General features: G+C 69.0%; 20 protein-coding genes and 1 tRNA gene. 11 read left to right on the top strand and 10 right to left on the bottom strand.

What is annotated here, in order from left to right; genetic code table 11:
• Nucleotides 1-41 precede the first annotated feature (41 nt).
• The gene (locus ACQPYY_RS00840) at nt 42-842 is read left to right on the top strand and encodes an alpha/beta fold hydrolase (protein ID WP_433592434.1); all 801 of its coding nucleotides are present in this window, start codon (nt 42-44) and stop codon (nt 840-842) included.
• 56 nt (nt 843-898) lie between these two features.
• On the opposite strand, the gene ACQPYY_RS00835 is transcribed toward ACQPYY_RS00840, so the two are convergent.
• The 3 genes from ACQPYY_RS00835 to ACQPYY_RS00825 all read right to left on the bottom strand — a co-directional run bounded on the left by ACQPYY_RS00835 (nt 899) and on the right by ACQPYY_RS00825 (nt 2,831).
• A tRNA-Ser gene (locus ACQPYY_RS00835) sits at nt 899-983 on the bottom strand.
• Nucleotides 984-1,048: 65 nt separating this feature from the next.
• Entirely contained in the window at nt 1,049-1,483 is a 435-nt protein-coding gene (locus ACQPYY_RS00830; protein ID WP_433594805.1) for a MarR family winged helix-turn-helix transcriptional regulator, read from the bottom strand.
• Between the two features lie 169 nt (nt 1,484-1,652).
• Nucleotides 1,653-2,831 carry an alpha-hydroxy-acid oxidizing protein gene (locus tag ACQPYY_RS00825; protein ID WP_433592433.1) on the bottom strand — a complete coding sequence of 393 codons (1,179 nt, stop codon included), beginning with the start codon at nt 2,829-2,831 and terminating at the stop codon, nt 1,653-1,655.
• Nucleotides 2,832-3,124: 293 nt separating this feature from the next.
• Here ACQPYY_RS00825 and ACQPYY_RS00820 point away from each other — a divergent pair, with 293 nt between their 5' ends.
• The gene (locus tag ACQPYY_RS00820) at nt 3,125-4,117 is read left to right on the top strand and encodes an NAD(P)H-quinone oxidoreductase (RefSeq protein WP_379103283.1); all 993 of its coding nucleotides are present in this window, start codon (nt 3,125-3,127) and stop codon (nt 4,115-4,117) included.
• 21 nt (nt 4,118-4,138) lie between these two features.
• Here ACQPYY_RS00820 and ACQPYY_RS00815 read toward each other — a convergent pair whose 3' ends face one another.
• Entirely contained in the window at nt 4,139-5,344 is a 1,206-nt protein-coding gene (locus ACQPYY_RS00815) for a cysteine desulfurase-like protein (RefSeq protein WP_357088066.1), read from the bottom strand.
• 227 nt (nt 5,345-5,571) lie between these two features.
• On the opposite strand from ACQPYY_RS00815, the gene ACQPYY_RS00810 reads away from it, so the two are divergent.
• The 7 genes from ACQPYY_RS00810 (at nt 5,572) to ACQPYY_RS00780 (ending at nt 12,460) form a co-directional block, all read left to right on the top strand.
• A complete protein-coding gene (locus tag ACQPYY_RS00810) occupies nt 5,572-6,168 on the top strand; it encodes a bacterial proteasome activator family protein (RefSeq protein ID WP_433592432.1) in 597 nt (198 codons plus the stop codon).
• Nucleotides 6,169-6,310: 142 nt separating this feature from the next.
• A complete protein-coding gene (wzm, locus tag ACQPYY_RS00805; protein ID WP_379103279.1) occupies nt 6,311-7,135 on the top strand; it encodes a galactan export ABC transporter permease subunit Wzm/RfbD in 825 nt (274 codons plus the stop codon).
• Between the two features lie 7 nt (nt 7,136-7,142).
• A complete protein-coding gene (gene wzt, locus ACQPYY_RS00800) occupies nt 7,143-7,964 on the top strand; it encodes a galactan export ABC transporter ATP-binding subunit Wzt/RfbE (protein ID WP_379103277.1) in 822 nt (273 codons plus the stop codon).
• The gene (glfT1, locus tag ACQPYY_RS00795; RefSeq protein WP_379103275.1) at nt 7,961-8,884 is read left to right on the top strand and encodes a galactofuranosyltransferase GlfT1; all 924 of its coding nucleotides are present in this window, start codon (nt 7,961-7,963) and stop codon (nt 8,882-8,884) included. The genes wzt and glfT1 overlap by 4 nt, the downstream gene beginning before the upstream one ends.
• A gap of 270 nt (nt 8,885-9,154) precedes the next feature.
• Entirely contained in the window at nt 9,155-10,261 is a 1,107-nt protein-coding gene (rsgA, locus tag ACQPYY_RS00790) for a ribosome small subunit-dependent GTPase A (RefSeq protein WP_433592431.1), read from the top strand.
• Between the two features lie 125 nt (nt 10,262-10,386).
• On the top strand, nt 10,387-11,784 hold the full coding sequence (locus ACQPYY_RS00785) for a sensor histidine kinase (protein WP_433592430.1): 1,398 nt from the start codon (nt 10,387-10,389) through the stop codon (nt 11,782-11,784).
• A 28-nt stretch (nt 11,785-11,812) separates the two neighbouring features.
• Nucleotides 11,813-12,460 carry a response regulator gene (locus ACQPYY_RS00780; RefSeq protein ID WP_433592429.1) on the top strand — a complete coding sequence of 216 codons (648 nt, stop codon included), beginning with the start codon at nt 11,813-11,815 and terminating at the stop codon, nt 12,458-12,460.
• On the opposite strand, the gene ACQPYY_RS00775 is transcribed toward ACQPYY_RS00780, so the two are convergent.
• Both ACQPYY_RS00775 and ACQPYY_RS00770 read right to left on the bottom strand, forming a co-directional pair.
• Nucleotides 12,461-13,987, bottom strand: a complete 1,527-nt coding sequence (locus ACQPYY_RS00775; RefSeq protein ID WP_433592428.1) for an alpha/beta hydrolase — start codon at nt 13,985-13,987, stop codon at nt 12,461-12,463.
• Between the two features lie 11 nt (nt 13,988-13,998).
• Nucleotides 13,999-15,174, bottom strand: a complete 1,176-nt coding sequence (locus ACQPYY_RS00770) for a serine hydrolase domain-containing protein (protein WP_433592427.1) — start codon at nt 15,172-15,174, stop codon at nt 13,999-14,001.
• 224 nt (nt 15,175-15,398) lie between these two features.
• Here ACQPYY_RS00770 and ACQPYY_RS00765 point away from each other — a divergent pair, with 224 nt between their 5' ends.
• Nucleotides 15,399-16,247, top strand: a complete 849-nt coding sequence (locus ACQPYY_RS00765; protein ID WP_433592426.1) for an SDR family oxidoreductase — start codon at nt 15,399-15,401, stop codon at nt 16,245-16,247.
• Between the two features lie 2 nt (nt 16,248-16,249).
• On the opposite strand, the gene ACQPYY_RS00760 is transcribed toward ACQPYY_RS00765, so the two are convergent.
• Both ACQPYY_RS00760 and ACQPYY_RS00755 read right to left on the bottom strand, forming a co-directional pair.
• A complete protein-coding gene (locus ACQPYY_RS00760) occupies nt 16,250-16,753 on the bottom strand; it encodes a hypothetical protein (RefSeq protein WP_433592425.1) in 504 nt (167 codons plus the stop codon).
• Entirely contained in the window at nt 16,750-17,130 is a 381-nt protein-coding gene (locus tag ACQPYY_RS00755) for a hypothetical protein (RefSeq protein ID WP_433592424.1), read from the bottom strand. The genes ACQPYY_RS00760 and ACQPYY_RS00755 overlap by 4 nt, the downstream gene beginning before the upstream one ends.
• 21 nt (nt 17,131-17,151) lie before the next feature.
• On the opposite strand from ACQPYY_RS00755, the gene ACQPYY_RS00750 reads away from it, so the two are divergent.
• Nucleotides 17,152-17,739 carry a TetR/AcrR family transcriptional regulator gene (locus ACQPYY_RS00750; RefSeq protein ID WP_433592423.1) on the top strand — a complete coding sequence of 196 codons (588 nt, stop codon included), beginning with the start codon at nt 17,152-17,154 and terminating at the stop codon, nt 17,737-17,739.
• A 94-nt stretch (nt 17,740-17,833) separates the two neighbouring features.
• On the opposite strand, the gene ACQPYY_RS00745 is transcribed toward ACQPYY_RS00750, so the two are convergent.
• Complete coding sequence (locus tag ACQPYY_RS00745) at nt 17,834-19,738, bottom strand: glycosyltransferase (RefSeq protein ID WP_433592422.1); 1,905 nt, start codon at nt 19,736-19,738, stop codon at nt 17,834-17,836.
• A 93-nt stretch (nt 19,739-19,831) separates the two neighbouring features.
• Nucleotides 19,832-20,335, bottom strand: a complete 504-nt coding sequence (locus tag ACQPYY_RS00740; protein ID WP_433592421.1) for a GtrA family protein — start codon at nt 20,333-20,335, stop codon at nt 19,832-19,834.
• Nucleotide 20,336 lies beyond the last annotated feature (1 nt).

Here is a 20,336-nt window from a genome sequence, read left to right as displayed (position 1 = left end):
GCAACCGAAGACCTGACAGGGGGCGCCGCCGCATGCCGTTCGTGACGACCGAAGACGGGGCGAAGATCCACTATCGCGACACCGGCGGCGACGGCCCGGCGGTGCTGCTGATGCACGGCTTCTTCCAGGACACCGAGATGTGGGCCGCCCAGGAGGCGTCGCTGGCCCCGGACTACCGGGTCGTCACCATCGACGCGCGCGGCCACGGCCACACCGAGGACCCGGCCGAGCCGTTCGACAACTGGCGATTGGCCTGGGACGCATGGGCTGTCATCGATCACCTCGGCCTGGACCGGCTGGTCGTGGGCGGCCTGCTGCAGGGCGGCTGGATCGGCCTGCGCATGGCGCTGCTGCAGCCCGCGCGGGTGCGCGGCCTGATCCTGATCGGCACCCGGGCGGACGCCTACGACGACGCGGAATCCGTTGGCTTCGAGATGATCATCATGAACCAGTGGATCCTGGGCGACGTCCCGCTGGAGCCCATCGCCACCCCGATCGCGGTGCAGATGATCGGCGGCACCCGCGAACAGCGCCGCTACTGGCTCGACAAGTGGAACGCCTCCGATCGGCGTCGGCTCGAGCAGGCCGGACGCTGCCTCATCGATCGTGAGTCCATCGTCGACCTGGTCAAGGACATCACCGCGCCCGCGCTGCTGATGCACGGGGTGCAGGATCAGATCCACAGCCGCCGCCAGACCGAGGAACTGGCCGCGCAGCTGGGCGGTCCGACCCGGGTCGAGACCATCGAGGGGCTGGGCGCGGCCCACTCGGTGCCGTTCACCCACCCCGAGGTCACCGACCCGATCATCCGCGACTGGCTCGCGAACCTCCCCGCCCGGTAATGCGAAATGCCGACGGCCAAGGGGTCTGAAATCCCTTGGCCGCCAGCATCTTCACGCGGAAGCGGAGGGATTTGAACCCCCGGTTGCTTTCACAACGCTCGCTTTCAAGGCGAGTGCATTCGGCCGCTCTGCCACGCTTCCAAGCGGACTGATGGTAACTGATGGCGCGTGCGGTCGGCCTGCCGCTTCCAGATCCGCGTAGCCGATCACTCCGGATCGGCGGCCGACCTGGTGTCGGCGCGGTGGTCGGCGGCCAGATTCACCAGGTCCAGGGCCGCGGCCACCGCGGCCAGCTGCTGCGGGGTGAGCAGGTCCACGAAGAACCGGCGGACCGCGGCGACGTGGGCGGGCGCGGCGGTCCGCAGGCGGCACAGGCCCTCGTCGGTGAGCTGGGCCAGCACACCGCGGCCGTCGTCCTCGCAGGCGATGCGGCGGACCATGCGCTGCGCCTCCATGCGGCGGACCTGGTGGGTGAGGCGGCTGCGGGAGGACAGCACGCCGTCTGCCAGGTCACTCATGCGCAGGGCGCGGCCGGGGGCCTCGGAGAGTTTGGTCAGAATGCGGTACTCGGCCAGGGACAGATCGCAGTCGCGTTGCAGCTGCCGGTTGAGGTCGGACATGAGGCGCTGGCTGCCGTCCATGTAGGCGCGCCAGGCACGCTGCTGCTCCGGGGTGAGCCACCTCGGTTCGAGCGTATTCCGGCCCGCGGCCGCGGCCACCGGCTCATTGTTGTGACGGCGTGTGATCGCCCCTCCTCAGCTCGGCGGTCCCGCGCGGTTTCCCCCCGCAGGATTCCTCCGCGCGCGCGGGCTAAACGCGGTAGGACGAGATCATGGTGCGGCTCAGCTCGTGCGGACCGCGGCAGCCCGAAAGCCCCATGGCCGCATCGAAATCCGCGAGCAGGCAGCGCAGCGCGTGGCGCACGCCGTCCGCGCCCGCCAGGCCCAGGCCGTACACCCAGGGGCGGCCGTAGAGGACGGCCTTGGCGCCCAGGGACAGCGCGATCATGACGTCGGACCCGGTGCGAATACCGGAGTCGAAGAGCACGTCCGCGCGATCGCCGACGGTGGCCACGATGGTCGGCAGCGCGTCCAGCGCGCCGATCGCCCCGTCGACCTGCCGGCCGCCGTGATTGCTCACGATCACCGCGTCCGCGCCCGCGTCCACCACCTGGCGGGCGTCGTCGGGGTGCAGGATGCCCTTCACGGCGATCGGCAGTTCGGTCCAGTCCCGCAGGCGGGCGAGGTCCGCCGGGCGCAGCGCGTGATTGCCGAACAGCCCGGACCAGGTGAGCACGGCCGCGCGCAGCGCCTCCTCGCTCTCCTCCGGCGGGGCGCTCAGCTTGGCCCGGAAGACCGGGTCGGACAGGTAGTTGGCGATGCCCTGGCCGTGCAGGAACGGCAGGTGGCCGTGCCGGAGATCGCGGGGCCGCCAGCCCAGCGCGGGGGTGTCGGCGGTGACGACGATGGCCTTGGCGCCGGCCTTCTCGGCGCGTTCGACGAAGGAGCGGGCCAGCTCCGTGTCATTGGGCCAGTACAGCTGATACCACCAGGCCCCGGCCCGGGCGCCGACCTCCTCGATGGTGGAGGAGGCGGCGGTGGACAGGCACATGCCGATGCCCAGTTCCTTGGTGACGTCGGCGACCAGGGTCTCGCCGCGCTCGCGCAACAGACCCAGCACGCCGACCGGCGCGGTGAGAATCGGTGCGGCCAAACGGGTTCCGAGCACCTCGACCGAGTGGTCACGCGCGCCGGGCCCGCTCGCGCCGCGCAGCACACGCGGCAGCAGCCGGTACTTCTCGAAGGCGGTGAGATTGGCGTGCGCGGTGCGTTCGGAGGACGCGCTGCCCGCCACATAAGCGAAGGCCGCCGGATCCAGCTCTTCCCGAGCCCGCTCTTCCAGGCCCACCGCGGTCATCGGGAGCGCCGGGACAGCGCCCGCCAGACCGGCGAGATAGATCTCGTTCTGGAAGTCGACGAAACTGCTCATGCCCCGGAACGCTAGTACTTTCGACCCGGCCGCGTAGGGGGTCGAAAGTACTCGGGGACTATCGGCGGTTTCGGACGCGGACCAGGGCGCGCGGGGCGTCGTGGGCGACGAAGCCGGACATCGCCATGGCGGCCAGGATGACCATGCCGCCGAGAACGGTCAGGGTGGTGATCATGGAATCTCCTTTCGAATCCCTCCACACACACGGTGCCGGTCGAAGCTGAGAGGATGCTGTACCGCGCCCGAGGGTGGCCTGACAGTAATCGGTGCGGCTCGGTCGTAGGCTCGTTTTCATGTATGCGGTGACACTCGACGGTTTCGGTGGGCCAGAGGTCATGAAATGGGCGCAGGTGGACGACCTGCCCGCGCCCGGACCGGGCGAAGTGGCGATCGATGTGACGGCGGCGGGGGTGAACCGCGCGGACCTGCTGCAACGGCAGGGCCTGTATCCCCCGCCGACCGGCGCGAGCGAGATCCTGGGGCTGGAGGTCTCCGGGACCGTCGCGGAAGTCGGTCCCGGCGTACGGGATTGGCGTCCCGGCGATCAGGTGTGCGCGCTGCTGGCCGGCGGCGGTTACGCCGAACGGGTGAACGCGCCCGCCTCGCAACTGCTGCCGGTACCCGACGGCCTGGACGTGGCCGCCGCGGCCGCGCTGCCGGAGGCGGCGGCCACCGTGTGGTCCAACCTGGTGATGACCGCGGGCCTGCACAGCGGGCACTTGCTGCTGATTCACGGCGGCGGCAGCGGTATCGGCACGCACGCCATCCAGGTGGCGCGGGCGCTGGGCGCACGGGTGGCGGTGACGGCCGGATCGCAGTTCAAGCTGGACCGGTGCGCGGAATTGGGCGCGACGGTACTGATCAATTACCGCGAGCACGATTTCGTGACCACGCTGCACAGCGAATATCCGGGCGCCGACATCATTCTCGACAATATGGGCGCGTCCTATCTGAAGCGCAATGTCGACGCGCTCGCCGAGGACGGGCATCTGGTGGTGATCGGCATGCAGGGCGGCGTGCAGGCGGAATTGAATCTGGGCGTGCTGCTGGGCAAGCGGGGCTCGGTGCACGCCACCAATCTGCGCCGCCGTCCCGAGCACGGGCGCGGGTCGAAGGCGGAGATCATCACCGAACTGCGCCGCCACCTGTGGCCGTTGATCTCCGACGGCACCGTGGCGCCGGTGGTGTCGGCCGAGGTTCCGGTGACCGAGGTGGCGCGGGCGCACCGGCTGCTGGACTCCGAGCAGACCGTCGGCAAGGTGATCCTGCAGATCCGCGAGGTCTAGGGCCTGGGTGGCCGCACGATCCTAGGTGTCGAGGGCGGCCAGCGCGCGGCCGAGCTGGTCGATCTCGAAAGTCGTTGTGTAGGGCGCGAGTCCGATGGTCACCGCGCCGCCCTCGTCATTGACGCCCAGGGCGTCGAGCAGGCGGCTGCCGCCGTGGGAGCCGCTCAGCGTGCCGATGCGGGCGTCGGCCAGCTTGGCGGAGACCTTCTCCGCCTGCATGCCCGCGATGGTGAAGCTCACCGTCGGGATGCGGGTGGAGGCGCGGCCGATCACGGTCAGATTCGGGATGGTGTCCAGCACCGCCATCAGATGCTCGAAGAGCTGGTCGTGATAGTCCTGCAGCGAGGTGATCGACATCTCCAGGCGTTCGCGGCGGGTGCCGGTGGCGCGTTCGTCCAGCGAGGCCAGGTAGTCGATGGAGGTGGTGAGCCCGGCCAGCAGCGCGTACTGGTGGCCGCCCACCTCGAGCCGTTCCGCGCCCTTGGCATAGGGATTCAGCGACATGGACGGAATCCGGTCCAGGAAGGCCGGGTCGCGGAAGACCAGCGCGCCGATCTGCGGGCCGCCCCAGGCCGGTGCGCTCAGGGCGATCACGTCGGCGTTGAGTTCGTCGATGTCGATGAGCGCGTAGGGCGCGGCGCCGAAGCAGTCGGCGACCAGCAGGCCGCCGACCTCGTGCACGCGGTCCGCGGCCACCCGGACCGCGGGCGCGGAGCCCACGATGGGCGAGGCGGCGGTCAGCGCGACCAGCCGGGCGGTGGGCCCGATGAGCTCCTCGAACTGCCAGGCCGGCATCTCGCAGGTCTCGATCTCGACCTCGGCCCAGCGCACGTGCGCGCCATAGCGATTCGCGATGCGCAGCCAGGGCGCGACATTCGCCTCGTCATCCAGGCGCGACAGCACGATCCCGGTGCCCAGACCCAGCCGGGAGCTCAGCGATTCGGCCAGCCAGGCCAGCAGGACCGCGCGATCCGGGCCGAGCACGACGCCCGCCGGATCTCCGCCGACCAGGTCGGCGACGGCCTCGCGCGCGGCCTCCAGGATCGCGGCGCTGCGCTTGGCCGCGCCGTGCCGATTGGAGTGCGAGAACGCGGAGGTCCGGAAACCCGTTGAGACGGCCCGGGATACCGAATCCGGGACCAGCATGCCCGCTTGAGGGTCTAGATGGATCCAGCCGTCGCCCAGGGACGGAATCAGGCCCCGCACCCGTGCGACGTCGTAAGTCATGCTGGCCACTCTAAAGGGAGAGGGCACGACTGGGTAACGGTAGGGATGGAAGCGTCCGCCCAGAAAGGGACGACCAGCATCTACCGAACAAACTGGACGGGACGTCGCTGTCCGGTCTATCCACGGCTTCGTTTCACACGGGGCGGGAGTTACACCTGCGGCGCCAGATGCTCGCGGGTTGGGGTGTGACTTAGCGGGTTCGGTACGGATTGGGCAGGATGGGAGACATGACGCAATCCGATGGGGTTCCGGAGAACATTGTCGTGATCGGGCCCGAAGGGAAGCCACTGTTCATCCCGGCGGCGGCCCAGATCGGCGGCGAGCCGGTGGAGATCACCGGACAGGTTGTCGGTGATGATAATTCGGGCATTCTGGACGACTCCCAGGAGAAGGAGGAGTCGCTCGCCGACATGGTGGAGCAGCCCGCGAAGGTCATGCGCATCGGCACCATGATCAAGCAGCTGCTCGAGGAGGTCCGGCACGCGCCGCTGGACGACGCCTCCCGCACCCGGCTGCGCGAGATCCACCGCACCTCCATCCGGGAACTGGAAACCGGCCTCGCCCCCGAACTCCGCGAGGAGCTGGAGCGGCTGGCCCTGCCCTTCACCGACGAGACCATCCCCTCCGACGCGGAACTGCGCATCGCCCAGGCCCAGCTGGTCGGCTGGCTGGAGGGCCTCTTCCACGGCATCCAGACCGCCCTGTTCGCCCAGCAGATGGCGGCCCGCGCCCAACTCGAGCAGATGCGCCAGGCCCTCCCGCCCGGCATGAGCCACGGCGACCCCCGCGGACAGCAGGGTTCCGGCGGCGGTCAATACCTCTGACAGCCCGTCCTGCCGCCGATACAACGCGGTCGGCGGCAGGTTCTGCGCGCAAAGCGTTTGCCATTAGATAGGGTCGGGTGCTGTGCCTGCTGCTGCTCCCCCTGACTCGGCGAAGACCGACGTGCGCCCGGACACTGAAATAGTGCCGCTGGTGTCGGACTCCCAGTCCTTCGGTCGCGCCTTCAAGGATTTTCGCGACGGGTTCTCCCAGCGTGAACTATGGCTGGCATTGGGGTGGCAGGACATCAAGCAGCGGTACCGGCGCTCGGTGCTGGGCCCGTTCTGGATCACCATCGCCACCGGTTTGCAGGCCGCCGCGATGGGCGTGCTCTATGCCACACTGTTCGGGCAGTCGCTGAGTTCGTATCTGCCGTACGTGACAGTGGGATTGATCGTCTGGAATGTGATCAATGCCAGCATTCTCGAAGGCTCGGATGTCTTCATCGCGAATGAGGGCTTGATCAAACAGCTGCCGTCGGCGCTGAGCGTGCACGTGTACCGCTTGGTGTGGCGGCAGTTCCTGTTCTTCGCCCACAACCTGATCATCTACGCGGTGATGGTGCCCGCGTTCGGGATCTGGCGGCATCTGCACTGGTCGGCGCTGCTGGCGATTCCGGCCCTGGTGCTGCTGTTCCTCAATGCCATCTGGGTGACGATCGTGTTCGGCATCTTCAGCACCCGCTATCGGGATCTGGCGCCGATCCTGGGCAGCACCACCCTGATGTTGTTCGTGCTCACCCCGGTCATGTGGAAGACCTCGGCGCTGTCGGGCACCGCCAGCGATCGGGCCAAGCTGGCCGAACTGGTGCCGACCTTCCACTACCTGGAAATCGTGCGCGCTCCCCTGCTGGGCGACCCGATCCACCTGCGCAGCTGGATTGTGGTGGTGGCGATCACCGTCGTCGGCTGGATAGTCGCGATACTGGCTATGAAAAAGTTCCGTTCCCGAGTCCCCTACTGGGTGTGAAGGCTCAATGACCGACCATGTGAGTATCGAGACCCAGAACGCGTGGGTGGAATTCCCCATCTTCGACGCCAAATCCCGGTCGCTGAAGAAGGCGGTACTGGGTTCGGCCGGTGGGGCCATCGGACGCAACCAATCCGATGTGGTGGTCGTGGAGGCGCTGCGGGATATCTCGCTGTCGCTGAAGGAGGGCGATCGCGTCGGCTTGGTCGGCCACAACGGCGCGGGCAAATCGACACTGCTGCGGTTGCTCTCGGGCATCTACGAACCGACCCGCGGCAGCGCGCGGATTCGCGGCCGGGTGGCGCCGGTCTTCGATCTCGGCGTGGGCATGGACCCCGAGGTCTCCGGCTACGACAACATCATCATTCGCGGCCTGTTCCTCGGGCAGACCCGCAAGCAGATGCTGTCCAAGATCGACGAGATCGCCGAATTCACCGAGCTGGGCGACTATTTGGCGATGCCGCTGCGCACCTACTCGACCGGTATGCGGGTGCGTCTGGCGATGGGCGTGGTGACCTCCATCGATCCGGAGATCCTGCTGCTCGACGAGGGCATCGGCGCGGTCGACGCGGAATTCATGAAGAAGGCGCGGGTGCGTCTGCAGGAATTGGTCTCGCGCTCTGGCATTCTCGTCTTCGCCAGCCATTCCAATGAGTTCCTGGCCCAGTTGTGCGACCGCGCCATGTGGATCGATCACGGACAGGTGCGCATGCAGGGCGGCATCGAGGACGTGGTGCGGGCCTACGAGGGCCCGGAGGCGGGTGATCACGTGGCGCAGGTGCTGCGGGATCTGGAACGTGAACGTGAACCGGAACGGAACCCCGCATGAGTGAGCCATCCACCCCCCTTTACGGCGACGAGGCCCGCATCGTCGCCATCGTGGTCACGCACAAACGCCGGGAACTGCTCGCCGAATCGCTGAAGGTGCTGAGCAGCCAGACCCGTCCGGTCGACCATCTGATCGTGGTCGACAACGGCAACGAGGCCGAGGTGGGCGAGCTGGTGAAGCAGCAGCCCATCGAATCCACCTACCTGGGTTCGGAACACAATCTGGGCGGCGCGGGCGGTTTCGCGCTCGGCATGCTGCACGCGCTCACCATGGGCGCCGACTGGGTCTGGCTGGCCGACGACGACGGCCGGCCCGAGGGCCCCGACGTGCTCGCCACCCTCTTCGACTGCGCCGAACGGCACTCGCTGGTCGAGGTGTCGCCGGTGGTGGCCGATATCGACGACCCGGACCGGCTGGCCTTCCCGCTGCGGCGCGGCGTGGTGTGGCGGCGACTGCGGTCCGAGCTGGGCGACGAGGACTTCCTGCCCGGCATCGCCTCGCTGTTCAATGGCGCGCTGGTGTCCGCGACGGCCGTCGACAAGATCGGCGTGCCGGACCTGCGGCTGTTCGTGCGCGGTGACGAAGTGGAGGTGCACCGGCGGCTGGTGCGGTCCGGGCTGCCCTTCGGCACCTGCCTGCAGACCGCCTACCTGCACCCGAACGGCTCGGCCGAGTTCAAGCCGATCCTGGGCGGGCGCATGCACACCCAGTACCCGGACGATCCGGTCAAGCGGCACTTCACCTACCGCAACCGCGGCTACCTGATGGCTCAGCCGGGCATGCGAAAGCTGTTGCCGCAGGAGGTCGCCCGCTTCGGGTGGTTCTTCCTGGTGCAGCAGAAGGACCCGGCCGGGCTGATGGAGTGGCTACGCCTGCAGCGGATGGGCCGCCGGGAGCAGTTCGACAAGCCCTCGTCGTAGGTGAGTCCAACTCTCGGACTCTCCGGGTAAACCCCGAAGGACCGGGCGAGAAAATACGTTGCGCACAACGGGGACAGGCTGCCAAGCTTGTCCCCGTTCTTGTTGGGAGCGGTCGCCTCGGTGACGGCATGAGGAGAGATGGGAGGTGGAGTTTCGTGACGACGACTGTGCGGATTGCCGTGCCCGCGTTCACGCGCGCGGTGCGCGCCTCCACCTCGAATTCCCCTCGCTGAGTCCATGATCCGGGCTCGGCCCGTCGAAGGACTCCACATGTCTACGGTCGATCTCGACCTGCTCTCCCCCTACGGCTGGAACTCCGCCCTGGCCGCCGACTACCTGCCGCTACTGGGCGAGGACCTGATTCCCGCCCGCGTGATTCGCATGGATCGCAGTGAATGCGATATCGCCGCCCCACTGCCCACCGCCGACTACCAGAGCCGTTTGACGGCCGCGGTGGTCCGCGCACAGCTTCCGCGCTCGGATTCCGAGGTCAGCGGATTGTGCACCGGCGACTGGGTGGCCATCGACCGCGGGCGCACGGTGCGAGCCCTGCTGCCGCGCCGGACCGCGATCGTCCGGGCGGCGGTCTCCGGGCAGCCCGAGTCCCGCGCCAAATCCGCCCACCAGGTGCTGGCCGCGAACGTGGACACCGTGCTGGTGTGCACCGCCGGTGACGGGGACGTCGATCTCGGGCGCATCGAGCGGCTGCTCGCGCTGGCCTGGGAATCCGGCGCCCAACCGGTGGTGGTGCTCACCAAAGCCGATCTGGCCCACGATATTCCGATCGAGGACGTCCGGGCCGCCGCGCCCGGCGTGACCGTGCTGGCGGTCAGCGCTTCCGGCGGTGTCGGCATGGATGTGCTGACCTCCCTGCTGTCCGGCACCGTCGCCCTGATCGGCCCCTCGGGTGCGGGCAAGTCCACGCTCGCCAACGCCCTGCTCGGCGCGGATGTCTTCGCGACCCAGGCGGTCCGCGAAGGCGACAAGCGCGGCCGGCACACCACCGTGCACCGCGAACTGCGGCCGCTGCCCGGTGGCGGCACGCTCATCGATACGCCGGGCCTGCGGTCGGTCGGTCTCTGGGATGCCGCGACAGGTCTGGGCCGCACCTTCAGCGACGTCGAATCCCTGGCCGGACTGTGCCGGTTCGCCGACTGTGACCACCGCACCGAACCGGGGTGCGCGGTGCTGGCGGCCATCGCATCCGGTGAGCTGCCGCAGCGGCGCCTGGACAGCTTCCGCAAGCTGAGCCGGGAGAACGACTGGCTGGCCTCCCGCACCGACGCCCGGTTGCAGGCCGAGCGCAAGAAGGTGTGGAAGGACATCAACAAGAGCCAGCGCCGGATGTACAAGGAACGCGGCGGCAAGCAACGCTGACCGGGCCCGGAAGCGGCGCGCCGGAGTGAACCAACGCGGCGCGCCGAATCCGGCCAGGTCGGCGCCGGACAATACCCGGCGGAAGGCCCCGACTGTGCCCATTGCACAGCCAGTAGGTTGGTGGCATGACTGCCGACCCGATGCCGGAGCACGGCCCGGATCGCCGGGCCGGCGGCGCGGCGGTGGATGCCCGGGGCGATGGTGATTCCGGCGCCGCCGTTCCGAGCGCGCGACGGTGGACGGCGGATCGGCTGCGGGCGCTGCCGGGGAGCATCGGCTACCTGCTGATCGGTGGCGCTACGGGAGCCGCGGCCGTCCTTGCGACGGTCGGTGTGCTGCTGGTGGCGGCCACCAGTCTGATCGGCGTCGGCATTCCCGCGATTCCCGAATTCCTGCGGCTGATCCGGCCGCTGACCGGGTTCGAGCGGCGGCGGGCCGGAAAACGACTGGGCGCGCCGATCACGGTGGCCTACCGGCCGATGACGGGCGGGCTCCAGCAGCGGCTGGCGACCTCCTTCCAGGATCCGGCAAACGCGCGGGATATCGCCTGGCTGTGCGTGCACGGGGTGCCCGGCATGGTGGTCGCGCTGTTCTCGATCGGACTGCCCTGGGGCTTCCTGAATCAGCTCGCGATACCGGCGTATTGGCGGATCGTGCCGCCGGGCACCGTCGAGAGCTTCGGTTTCGTCGTGGATTCGTGGCCGCTGGCCGCGCTCAGTGCCCTCATCGCGATTCCCTTGGCCGCCTTGGTGCTCCAGATTCCCGCCGTGGCCCGCTGGCAGGCGCTGCTGGCGCGGACATTACTCGGGTCCCCGCGGGCCGAGCTGGCGGTCCGGGTCGCCGAACTCACCGCCACGCGCGCGGCCGCCCTGGACGCGCACGGGGCGGAACTGCGACGCATCGAACGGGATCTGCACGACGGTGCGCAGGCGCGAATCGCCGCGGTGATCATGCAGCTCGGACTGGCGGACCAACTGCGGCAACGCGATCCGGGTGCGGCGGGGGAGCTGGTGCGCAAGGCACAGGACACCGCGGAGGCCGCACTCGCCGAACTGCGGGACGTCGTGCGGGGCATCTATCCGCCGGTGCTCGCGGATCGTGGTCTGGCGAGCGCCGTTTCGGCGCTGGCCGCCCGCTCGCCGATCCCGTGCGCACTCGATATCGACGGGGAGGAGCCGCGCGCCGCCGCACAGCGGGGCCAGGATCCGATCCCGGCCGCGGGCACTCGATTCCGGCGACGGCCCGCCGCGGTCGAAGGGGCCGCGTACTTCGTGATCGCGGAAGCACTGACCAATGCGACCAAACACTCCGGGGCCCGGCAGCTCCGAGTCGGCCTCGGGGGTACCGCCGAGGTGTTGGTCGTCGAGGTCCGGGACGACGGGATCGGCTCGGCGATCGAGATCGCGGGTGGCGGGCTGGCCGGAATCCGGCGGCGGGCCGAGGCGCTGGACGGCCGGATGCTGCTGAGCAGCCCGCCGGGCGGGCCCACCCTGGTGCGCGTGGAGCTGCCGTGCGGATCGTGAAGGAACCGGTAAACGAGGTGGTGGCGTCATGCGGGTGGTGATCGCCGAGGACGACGCGCTGCTGCGCGAGGGACTGGCGCTGTTGTTGAAGACCGCCGGTATCGACGTGGTCGCGGCGGTCGACAATGCCGACGATTTCCTGCGGGTGGTCGCCGCCGACCGGCCCGACGCGGTGGTGGTGGATGTGCGGATGCCGCCCACCTACACCGATGACGGGCTGCGGGCAGCGGTGCGCGCCAGGCAGATTCATCCCGGCCTGCCGGTACTGGTGCTGTCGGCCTGGGTCGAGGACAGCTACGCCGCCGAACTGCTCGGCGATGGGGCGGGCGGGATCGGCTATCTGCTCAAGGAGCGGGTCGGGAAGGTGGATCGCTTCCTGGATTCGCTGCGCCGGGTCGCCGAGGGCGGGACCGCCATGGATCCCGAGGTGATCTCCCAACTGCTGGTGCGGCGCAAGACCGACGACCCGCTGGCGGCCCTCACCCCGCGCGAGCGGGAGGTGCTGGCGCTCATGGCCGAGGGGCTCGACAATGCCACGATCGCCGAGCGCCTCGTGGTCACCGAAGGCGCTGTGCTCAAACACATTCGGAGCATCTTCGCCAAGCTGGGGCTGTTCGCCGACGAGGTGGGGCACCGGCGGGTGCTGGCCGTCCTCGCCTATCTGAACGCCGGCTGATCACTCGTCGCGGCAGGTGAGGTCGGTGGCGGGCAGGACGCCGTCCGCCAGGTAGGTGTTCACGGCGTCGTAGACGCAGGCGTTCGGGTAGCGGCCGAGGATCGAATGGATGCCGACGTCCTGCAATGTCACCATGCGGGAGCCGGTCAGCGCCCGGTGCATGGCGAGCGCGCCGCCATAGCTGGTGCGGGTGTCACCGGTGGCCTGGACGATCAGGCTCGGCATCGCATTGGCGATGGCCGTGGGTGATTCGACGGGCGGGGCCCAGAACGCGCACGGCGTGATGTTGTTCGCCAGTGCCCCGAAGACCGGCTGGGTGGCGCGCGAGGCCTCGAGGTTGCGCCAGTACCAGGCCGGATCGCGGGGCGCGCCGACATCTCCGCAGAGCACCGCCATCGACGGTGACATGTCGCGCGGCTGGGCGCGCAGTATCACGGCCAGGCTGCCCGCCAGGTTCTCGTCCGGCTCGACCCGCTGCCCGTCGGCGGCGTCGGCCAGTTCCCGGATCTGTTGTGCGGCACGGCCGTAGTTCTGCGGGGAGTCGAAGGCGATGTAGAGCACCAGGGGCAGGGAGTGCGCGTCGACGTCGAAGTCGCCGATCCGGATGGGCTGGGTCGCGGCGCGCGCGATGAGCCGCTGGACCAGGTCACGGACGGCGGCCGCGGTCGCGCCGAGGTGGTATTCACCGTCGCGTTCGGCGGTCCAGGCCGCCCAGGCGTCGAGCGCGGCCTCATTAGGTGCGCCCATGTCCTGCACCATGCCGACCACGCCGTAGCGGTCGGGGTCGACACTGCCGTCGAGCACCATGCGGTCGGACCGGTCCGGAAACATCTGCATGTACACCGCACCCAGGTAGGTGCCGTACGAGGTGCCCACGTAGTTGATCCGGCTTTCACCGAGCACGGTGCGGATGACGTCCATGTCGCGGGCGGTATTGCGAGTCGTCATGTGCGGCAGCCGATCTCCCTCGGCGGCCGCGCACCGTGCCGCCAGATCGGACTGGCTCGCGACGGATTCGGCGAAACCCTTGGCGTCGACTCCCGCGAACTGCAATCCGAAGCCGGTCGGCCAGTGGCAGTTCACGGCGTCGGACCGGCCCACGCCGCGGGGATCCATGCCGATGAGGTCGTAGCGGGCGCGGACCTCGGGAGTCAGGGCCTTGCTGGTATCCACGAAGTAGTCCAGGCCCGCGCCACCGGGACCGCCCGGATTCGACAGCACGACGCCGCGCCGTCGCGCCGGGTCGGTGGCGGGGATGCGGGAGAGGGCGACGGTGGTCGTACGGCCCTGCGGCTCGGCGTAATTCAGCGGCACGGTGATGTCGGCGCACTGCCCGCCCATACCGTCGAGTTCCGGAATATCGCACGATTTCCAGTCCAGCTGCTGGTGGTAGTAGCGGTCCAGGGGCGCCGCGGCCGCAGGAGGCTCGGTGACGGCGGCCGCGGTGAGCGCGGCTCCCGCCGCCAGCCCAGTCACCGCCAGTGCGGCCAAGCCCCGTCGAGTGCGGGCGATCTCGCGAAAACGCACGGAGGTTCCTCTCATGAGCAGAAGGCGGAGTCGAAGACCTTGGTCACGACCTCGGAAGCGGCCCGGTCGGCCAGGAGCTGATTGACGGTGACCACCACGGCGGTGCCGTCGGCGGCCACGCCGGTGTGGGTGCCGAAGCCGGGAATGCTGCCGCCGTGACCCCACACCTCCTTGCCGCACGAGCTCGCATGGTGGATCAGTCCGAGCCCGTAGCCGGAACCGGGTTCGCCCCGATCCCAGGGGACGGTCCGCTTCATTTCCGCCAATTGGGCGGCGGGCAGCAGTTTCCCGGCGAGCAGGGCGGTGAAGAAGCGGTTCAGGTCGGCGGGCGTGGCGATCATCGCGCCCGCGGTGTCGGCCCAGGACGGGTCCAGCTCGGTGAAGTCCTCTCGGCGGCCGTCGATTTCATGGTATCCGCGCGGATGCGGTCCCCGGATCCCGGTCTCGCGCGAGTCCGGGAAGTAGGTGTCGCGCAGGCCCAGCGGCTCCAGGATGCGGCGCTCGACCTCGGCGGCGGCCGGGCGGCCGGTGACCTGCTGGATCAACATGCCGAGCAGGATGTAGTTGGTGTTCGTGTAGACCGAGCGCGCGCCGGGCTCGAATTGCGGTGGCATGGCCATGGCGATGCGGACCAGGTCCGCCGGTTCGTAGTGGGACCGGCGGAGTTGATCGGAATCGGCGGTCAATTGCCCGGACCCGGGCGCGGCGGGGTCGCGGCCCGCCAGATACTCGGGCAGGCCGCTGGTGTGCTGCAGCAACTGCCGGACCGTCACGCGGTTGCCGTCATTGCCGTTGCCTCGTACCACGCCCGGTAGATAGCGCTCTATCGGAGCGTCCAGTTCGACCGTGCCCTCGCCGACCAGCTGCAGCACCACGGTGGCGACGAAGGTCTTGGTGTTGCTGCCGATCCGCACCCGCGCATCCTCGGGGATCGGTGCGCCGGTGCCCAGGTCACCCACGCCCGCGGTGAGCACGTGATGACCGTCCGGTCCGTCGAACACGACCTGCGCGCCCGGGAAGCCGCCGCGGACCACGCCGTCGAGGGCGTGGGTGATGGTGCGGTAGATCTCCTTGCGAGCGGGTTCGCCGCTCCCGGGGTCGGTGCCGCACGCCTGGGCCGCGAGGACGGCCAGGACCCCGACACCGGCCAGCAGAGCCCGCCCGCGTGGCCGCCGCAATCCGCTCATGGAAGACATTCCTCCTGTTCAGGCCGGGTTTTCCGGCCCTTTCGAGGGTAAAGACGCGTACGGGTGCGGCCCATGCCCCGAGCACCCGGATCGCGGTCGTGTCGGCGGCCGGGTGCTCGGTAGTGCCAGCACTACTGCCCGAGATGCGAGAGTTCCGGCCCGCCGGCCCGGTGAGGCGCGGATGATCGGATTCAGGGCGACAACAGCAGAAGAGGAGTGGATCCATGACCGGAGCACAGAAGCCGCTGGCGGGTCGGACCATGATCATGTCGGGTGGCAGTCGCGGAATCGGGCTCGAGATCGCCAAGCGGGCAGCCGCGGACGGCGCGAACATCACCCTCATCGCGAAAACCGATGTGCCGCATCCGAAACTGCCCGGCACCATTCACACCGCGGCCGCCGAACTGGAGACCGCGGGCGGCACCGTCCTCAAATACCTCGGCGACGTGCGCGATGACGAGGCCGTCGCGGACGCGGTACGGCAGACGCAGGAGCGGTTCGGCGGCATCGACATGGTGGTGAACAACGCCTCGGCCATCGACATCTCCCCCACCGAGTTCCTGCCCATGAAGAAGTACGACCTCATGCAGGACATCAACTGCCGCGGCAGCTTCCTGCTCTCCAAACTCAGCATCCCGGCGCTGAAGGATTCCGCCCAGGCCGGGCGCAATCCGCACATCCTGACGCTGTCCCCACCCCTGAACCTGGACCCCAAGTGGGCGGGCATGGCCCTCGGCTACACCATCGCCAAGTACGGAATGTCGCTCACCACACTGGGTTTGAGCGAGGAGCTGCGCAAGTACGGCATCGGCGTGAACTCCCTGTGGCCGCGCACCACCATCGCCACCGCGGCCGTCAAGAACCTGCTCGGCGGCGAGGAGATGGTCTCCACCTCCCGCACCCCCGACATCTACGCCGACGCCGCCTACCTGGTCCTCACCTCCCCCGCCAAGGACACCACGGGAAACTTCTTCATCGACGACGAAGTCCTTGCGGCACACGGCATCACCGACCTGGACAAGTACCGCGTCACTCCGGGCGACGGCCCCCTCACCACCGACCTGTTCCTCTGATCTCAGCCGGGCGCGACGGCCTCGCGCTCGGCGAGTGCCTTCAGGGTGAGCAATTGCTTGCGCATCATCAGGAAATCGCCGAAGACCGGTAGCGCCAGCGGCCAGGCGGGACCCCGGAATCGAACGCGCGCGTGCAGGCGACTGCCCGCACCGGCCTCGGGGCGCACCGCATAGGTGACCGCTACGCCCTTGGCCCGCAACGTGATCTGCTCGTCAGGCGTGAAGTCGGTCAGTTCGAAGAGCGACATGAAACGCTGACCGAGCGCGAGTTCGGTGAGTTCCGGATCGCGCAGCCGGGGGCTGCGGTGGCCGAAGTTGTCGAGCAGGTCGTAGCTGTACGGGGCCGCGCGCAGCTGACAGAGCCAGGCGAAGACCAACGGTGCGGGCGCGTCCACCGGAACGGCCCGATCGCAGATCACCACGGAGCCGGAAAGCTCCGCGTCACAAGGCATGCGTGCGGACAGCTCGGCGTCGGTGGCGCCCCACCGCTGCCCGGGGAGACTCATGCGGGCCGCCCCGCGGCGACCGAGATCCGGCGCAGCATGTCGCGGACCACCAGGCGATGCATCCGGGTGCCGATGACCAGAGCCCGATAGATCCGGCCGTGGATGCCGGGGAAGGCGGCATGGCTGATCGCGGTGAGACGGGTGTGGGTGGGGTCGACCTCGTCGAGGACGAAGGTCAGGCGGTAGCGGGAGAACCAGTGCCGGCCCTTGGCGGCCAATCGGTGCGGCGGATCGGCCTCGTCGAGCACGAAACCACGGGGCAGTGTGTTGAGATCGTCAGGGTTTTCGCAGGTCGTGCGCAGTAGTGCGGTCCACGTGCCGGCGCGATCGGCATTGATTACCCTGGAATGCTCATCGATATAGGGCAAACGCTCCATATAGAAGGAACGTACTAGTTCATGGCGCCTCCCCGCAAGCACGACACCGACGTGATCCTCGACGCAGCGCGCGCACTGGTGCTGCGCGACGGCCCCCGCGCGGCGAGCGTCGCCGCCATCGCCGAGGCCAGCGGCGCACCCGTGGGCACGCTCTACCACCGGTTCGGCAACCGCAACGGCGTGCTCACCGAGGCCTGGATCCGGGCGCTGGACCGGTTCCAGTCCCGGGTGCTGGCCGCCGCCGCTGCGGCGGATCCGCTCGCGGCGGCGGTCGGCATGACCTCCGCCGCGGTGGGCTTCGGCCGGGACTGCCCCGACGACGCCAAACTGCTGCTCAACCTGCGGCCGCGCGACCTGCTCGACGGCGCGCCCGACACCGAGTTCCGCGATCGCCTGGCCCGGATGAACGAACCCCTGTTCGCGCAGCTCGATCGCATCGCGAACGGCCTCTACGGCAGCGCCGGGCCCCGCGAGATCGACGCCGTCAGCCGCGCGGTCGTGGACCTCCCCTACGCCGCGCTGCGCCGCCACGCCCACGACCCCGAACTCCCGGAGTGGCTGGAAGCCGACCTCGCCGCCGCCGCCCGCACACTGCTCACCGCGCCCTGACTCGGCGAGCCGGATCGGCGGACAGGCGGAATACCCGTCGCGGAAATGAAACATGGCCCGGGACAGGATGTCCCGGGCCATGCTCAGCCGAATATCAAGCAGTCTTGTCGATTCCGTAGAGGCGTTCCCAGTTCTCTCGACTGGTCAGCTCCGGCATCGAACCCCGCCAGCGGCGCTGCAGGTCCGGCAGCTCCTTGCGGAGCTGACGCAGCACCCGGTAGGTGCGGATCAGCAGACGGCGGGCGGTTTCCTTGTCGCGCACGCGAACTCGGACACCAGACTGCGAGGCATCGGTGACGACCACGTGGTTGAACAGGCCGACGTGCCACCAGTGGGCGTCCTCGCGGGTGACCGCGACGGGGCCCGGGATGACGCGGCCGGTCCACTGGTTGAGCGCGCGCTTGTAGAGCACCAGCAGCGGGTGGCTGGGCTCGCCGCCCGCACGGCGGACGTGCAGGTGGGCGTTGGGAACCGGGGAGGTGGCCGCGGGATGCTTGGCGGTCTCCGGGTAGTCGGAGCGGGAGCCGCGGGCCTTGGCCAGCGCCTCGATGCCGCCGTCGCGCAGCGTCTCCGGGCCCTTCAGGTAGTCCTCGATGCCCTGCAGGGTGGTGTGCGCCAGGCCGTACTGCATGCCGACCAGGTACTCGGCGATCTCACGGAACAGCTGGCGGGTGATCGCCTTGCCGTCCAGGTCGTGGTGCAGGGAGGACACGATGAGCGAGTTGCGCGAGGAGAAGTAGCGCGCCCAGTCGTCGAAGTCCTTCCAGTAGAAGTCGGCGTGCCACACGGCGGCATTGGGCAGCGTGACGGTGACGAAACCGTTCTCCCGCGCGCGCAGACCGTATTCCACGTCGTCCCACTGGAAGAAGATCGGCACCGGCAGCCCGATCTTCTTGACCACCTCGGCCGGGATCAGGCAGGTCCACCAGGCCTGGTAGCCGGCGTCGACGCGGCGTTCCTGGTGCTTCTTCAGCATGGAGGTGTTGCGCAGCGCCTTGGCCACCTTCTGGCCGTGGCGCAGCTTGCCCAGATTCGTCTCTTCCGCACCGACATTGAGGAAGTCGGGGTTGAACAGGAACAGCATCTGCGCGCCCACCAGGGTGGGTTCCACGGTCAGATTGGCGAAGGCGTTGAGCCGCAACACCGTTTCCGGCTCGCACAGGATGTCGTCGTCCATGAGGATGACGTCGGCGTGCTCGTTGGCGCCCGACACCTCGTAGAGGCCGCGGGTGAACCCGCCCGCGCCGCCGAGGTTGGGCTGCCGGATGTAGCGCAGCTTGTCGCCGAACTTGGGCTGGGTCTCGGTGAACAGCGCCTGGTCCTGCACCAGGTCGGTGCCCTGGTCGACCACGTACACGGCGTCGATGAGCGACAGCACGGTCGCGTCGGAGGCCAGTGCCGCAACGGTATTCGCGCAGTCCTGGGCCCGGTTGAAGGTGCAGATGGCGATGGCCACCGGGCGCACCCGCTCGGGCGCGGCCGCGGTCCACTCCAGATCGGTGATCACGGCCTCACCGCCGAGCGCCTCGATCTCCAGCCAGATCGCGCCGCCGTCGACGTACATGTCCAGCGGGGCGAGCAGCGTCACCCGGCCGGTCTCCTCGACCACGGCGGTGTCCACCACCCGGCGGTGTCCGGCGATGTCGGAGGCGGCCAGCCGCACCCGCACCTTGCCGGTCACCTCGAGGGTCAGGCCCACCTCGACCTCGGTGACCGTGGTCCAGCGCTGCCAGTAGGCGGCGGCGAAGCGCCCGAAATAGGTATTGGTGTTGACCGACGCGCCCTTCTCCAGGCGCAGGGTCCGCCGTTCCCGGGTGACCTTGCCCTTGGCCACCGCGTACAGGTCGTCGCTGATCTTGGTGGCGGGACCGGTGAAGATCCCGCGGGCCAGCACCAGCCGATCCGGCGCGGCGTGTTCCGCGCGCAGGGAGACGGGGGCCTCCCCGGTCTCCTTCCGATCCTCGGTTTCGGTCACGGCCTGCCCAGCCGACGCATCCATGAATCCCTCGACATCCTTTGAATACTTAGACACCGGCTCATCCGACGTGGTCGCACCGCCACTGTCACGCTCGGCGGCCCGACAATATCAGTGTCAGGCCTTATTCGTTCCCGAGGCCGGATTGGTGAAGACGAATTTCCCGTAGGCCCAGAATCGGAAGCCCATGGCGACGGCCTGACCGATCAGCGTGCCGGAAACGTTGTCCGCCAATGGACTGTCCAGTCCCAGCACGTAGCGGGAGAAGCCGAGACAGCCCAATTGCAGTCCGATGGCCATCACATTCAGCGCGGCATAGGTCAGGATGTGCCGGGCCCCGGTATCGCCGTCGTGATCGGAGTAGGTCCACCACTTGTTGCCGAAATAGGTGACCACCGTGGCCACCCCGATCGCGATGATCTTGGCGACCAGCGGGAGGCGGAACAACGGCCCCTCATCGCCCAGGAAGACCAGCAGGTTGTAGGTGCCCGCGTCGACCACGAAGCCGATCGCGCCGACCACCAGGAAGGCTCCGCCGCGCTGCAGCAGGGCCCGGACCTTCCCGGTCAGGGAAGCATTCGGCGACGACACGCTGACCGCCGTGGACTCGTTCGCAGACACC

The sequence above is a fragment of the Nocardia sp. CA-145437 genome (assembly GCF_050956485.1).
Taxonomy (GTDB): Bacteria; Actinomycetota; Actinomycetes; order Mycobacteriales; family Mycobacteriaceae; genus Nocardia.
Note: the sequence above shows the minus strand (reverse complement) of the source record. Positions and strands in the feature narration are given on the sequence as shown.

What these genes read in the sequence shown, in the direction of transcription:
- ACQPYY_RS00755 (WP_433592424.1), bottom strand. Translation starts at nt 17,130, where the DNA reads ATGGAGCGTTTGCCCTATATCGATGAGCATTCCAGGGTAATCAATGCC.
- ACQPYY_RS00820 (WP_379103283.1), top strand. Translation starts at nt 3,125, where the DNA reads ATGTATGCGGTGACACTCGACGGTTTCGGTGGGCCAGAGGTCATGAAA.
- ACQPYY_RS00830 (WP_433594805.1), bottom strand. Translation starts at nt 1,483, where the DNA reads ATGGACGGCAGCCAGCGCCTCATGTCCGACCTCAACCGGCAGCTGCAA.
- ACQPYY_RS00815 (WP_357088066.1), bottom strand. Translation starts at nt 5,344, where the DNA reads ATGACTTACGACGTCGCACGGGTGCGGGGCCTGATTCCGTCCCTGGGC.
- ACQPYY_RS00810 (WP_433592432.1), top strand. Translation starts at nt 5,572, where the DNA reads ATGACGCAATCCGATGGGGTTCCGGAGAACATTGTCGTGATCGGGCCC.
- rsgA (WP_433592431.1), top strand. Translation starts at nt 9,155, where the DNA reads ATGTCTACGGTCGATCTCGACCTGCTCTCCCCCTACGGCTGGAACTCC.
- wzt (WP_379103277.1), top strand. Translation starts at nt 7,143, where the DNA reads ATGACCGACCATGTGAGTATCGAGACCCAGAACGCGTGGGTGGAATTC.
- ACQPYY_RS00825 (WP_433592433.1), bottom strand. Translation starts at nt 2,831, where the DNA reads ATGAGCAGTTTCGTCGACTTCCAGAACGAGATCTATCTCGCCGGTCTG.
- glfT1 (WP_379103275.1), top strand. Translation starts at nt 7,961, where the DNA reads ATGAGTGAGCCATCCACCCCCCTTTACGGCGACGAGGCCCGCATCGTC.
- ACQPYY_RS00765 (WP_433592426.1), top strand. Translation starts at nt 15,399, where the DNA reads ATGACCGGAGCACAGAAGCCGCTGGCGGGTCGGACCATGATCATGTCG.
- ACQPYY_RS00780 (WP_433592429.1), top strand. Translation starts at nt 11,813, where the DNA reads ATGCGGGTGGTGATCGCCGAGGACGACGCGCTGCTGCGCGAGGGACTG.
- ACQPYY_RS00750 (WP_433592423.1), top strand. Translation starts at nt 17,152, where the DNA reads ATGGCGCCTCCCCGCAAGCACGACACCGACGTGATCCTCGACGCAGCG.
- ACQPYY_RS00745 (WP_433592422.1), bottom strand. Translation starts at nt 19,738, where the DNA reads ATGGATGCGTCGGCTGGGCAGGCCGTGACCGAAACCGAGGATCGGAAG.
- ACQPYY_RS00760 (WP_433592425.1), bottom strand. Translation starts at nt 16,753, where the DNA reads ATGAGTCTCCCCGGGCAGCGGTGGGGCGCCACCGACGCCGAGCTGTCC.
- ACQPYY_RS00770 (WP_433592427.1), bottom strand. Translation starts at nt 15,174, where the DNA reads ATGAGCGGATTGCGGCGGCCACGCGGGCGGGCTCTGCTGGCCGGTGTC.
- ACQPYY_RS00785 (WP_433592430.1), top strand. Translation starts at nt 10,387, where the DNA reads ATGACTGCCGACCCGATGCCGGAGCACGGCCCGGATCGCCGGGCCGGC.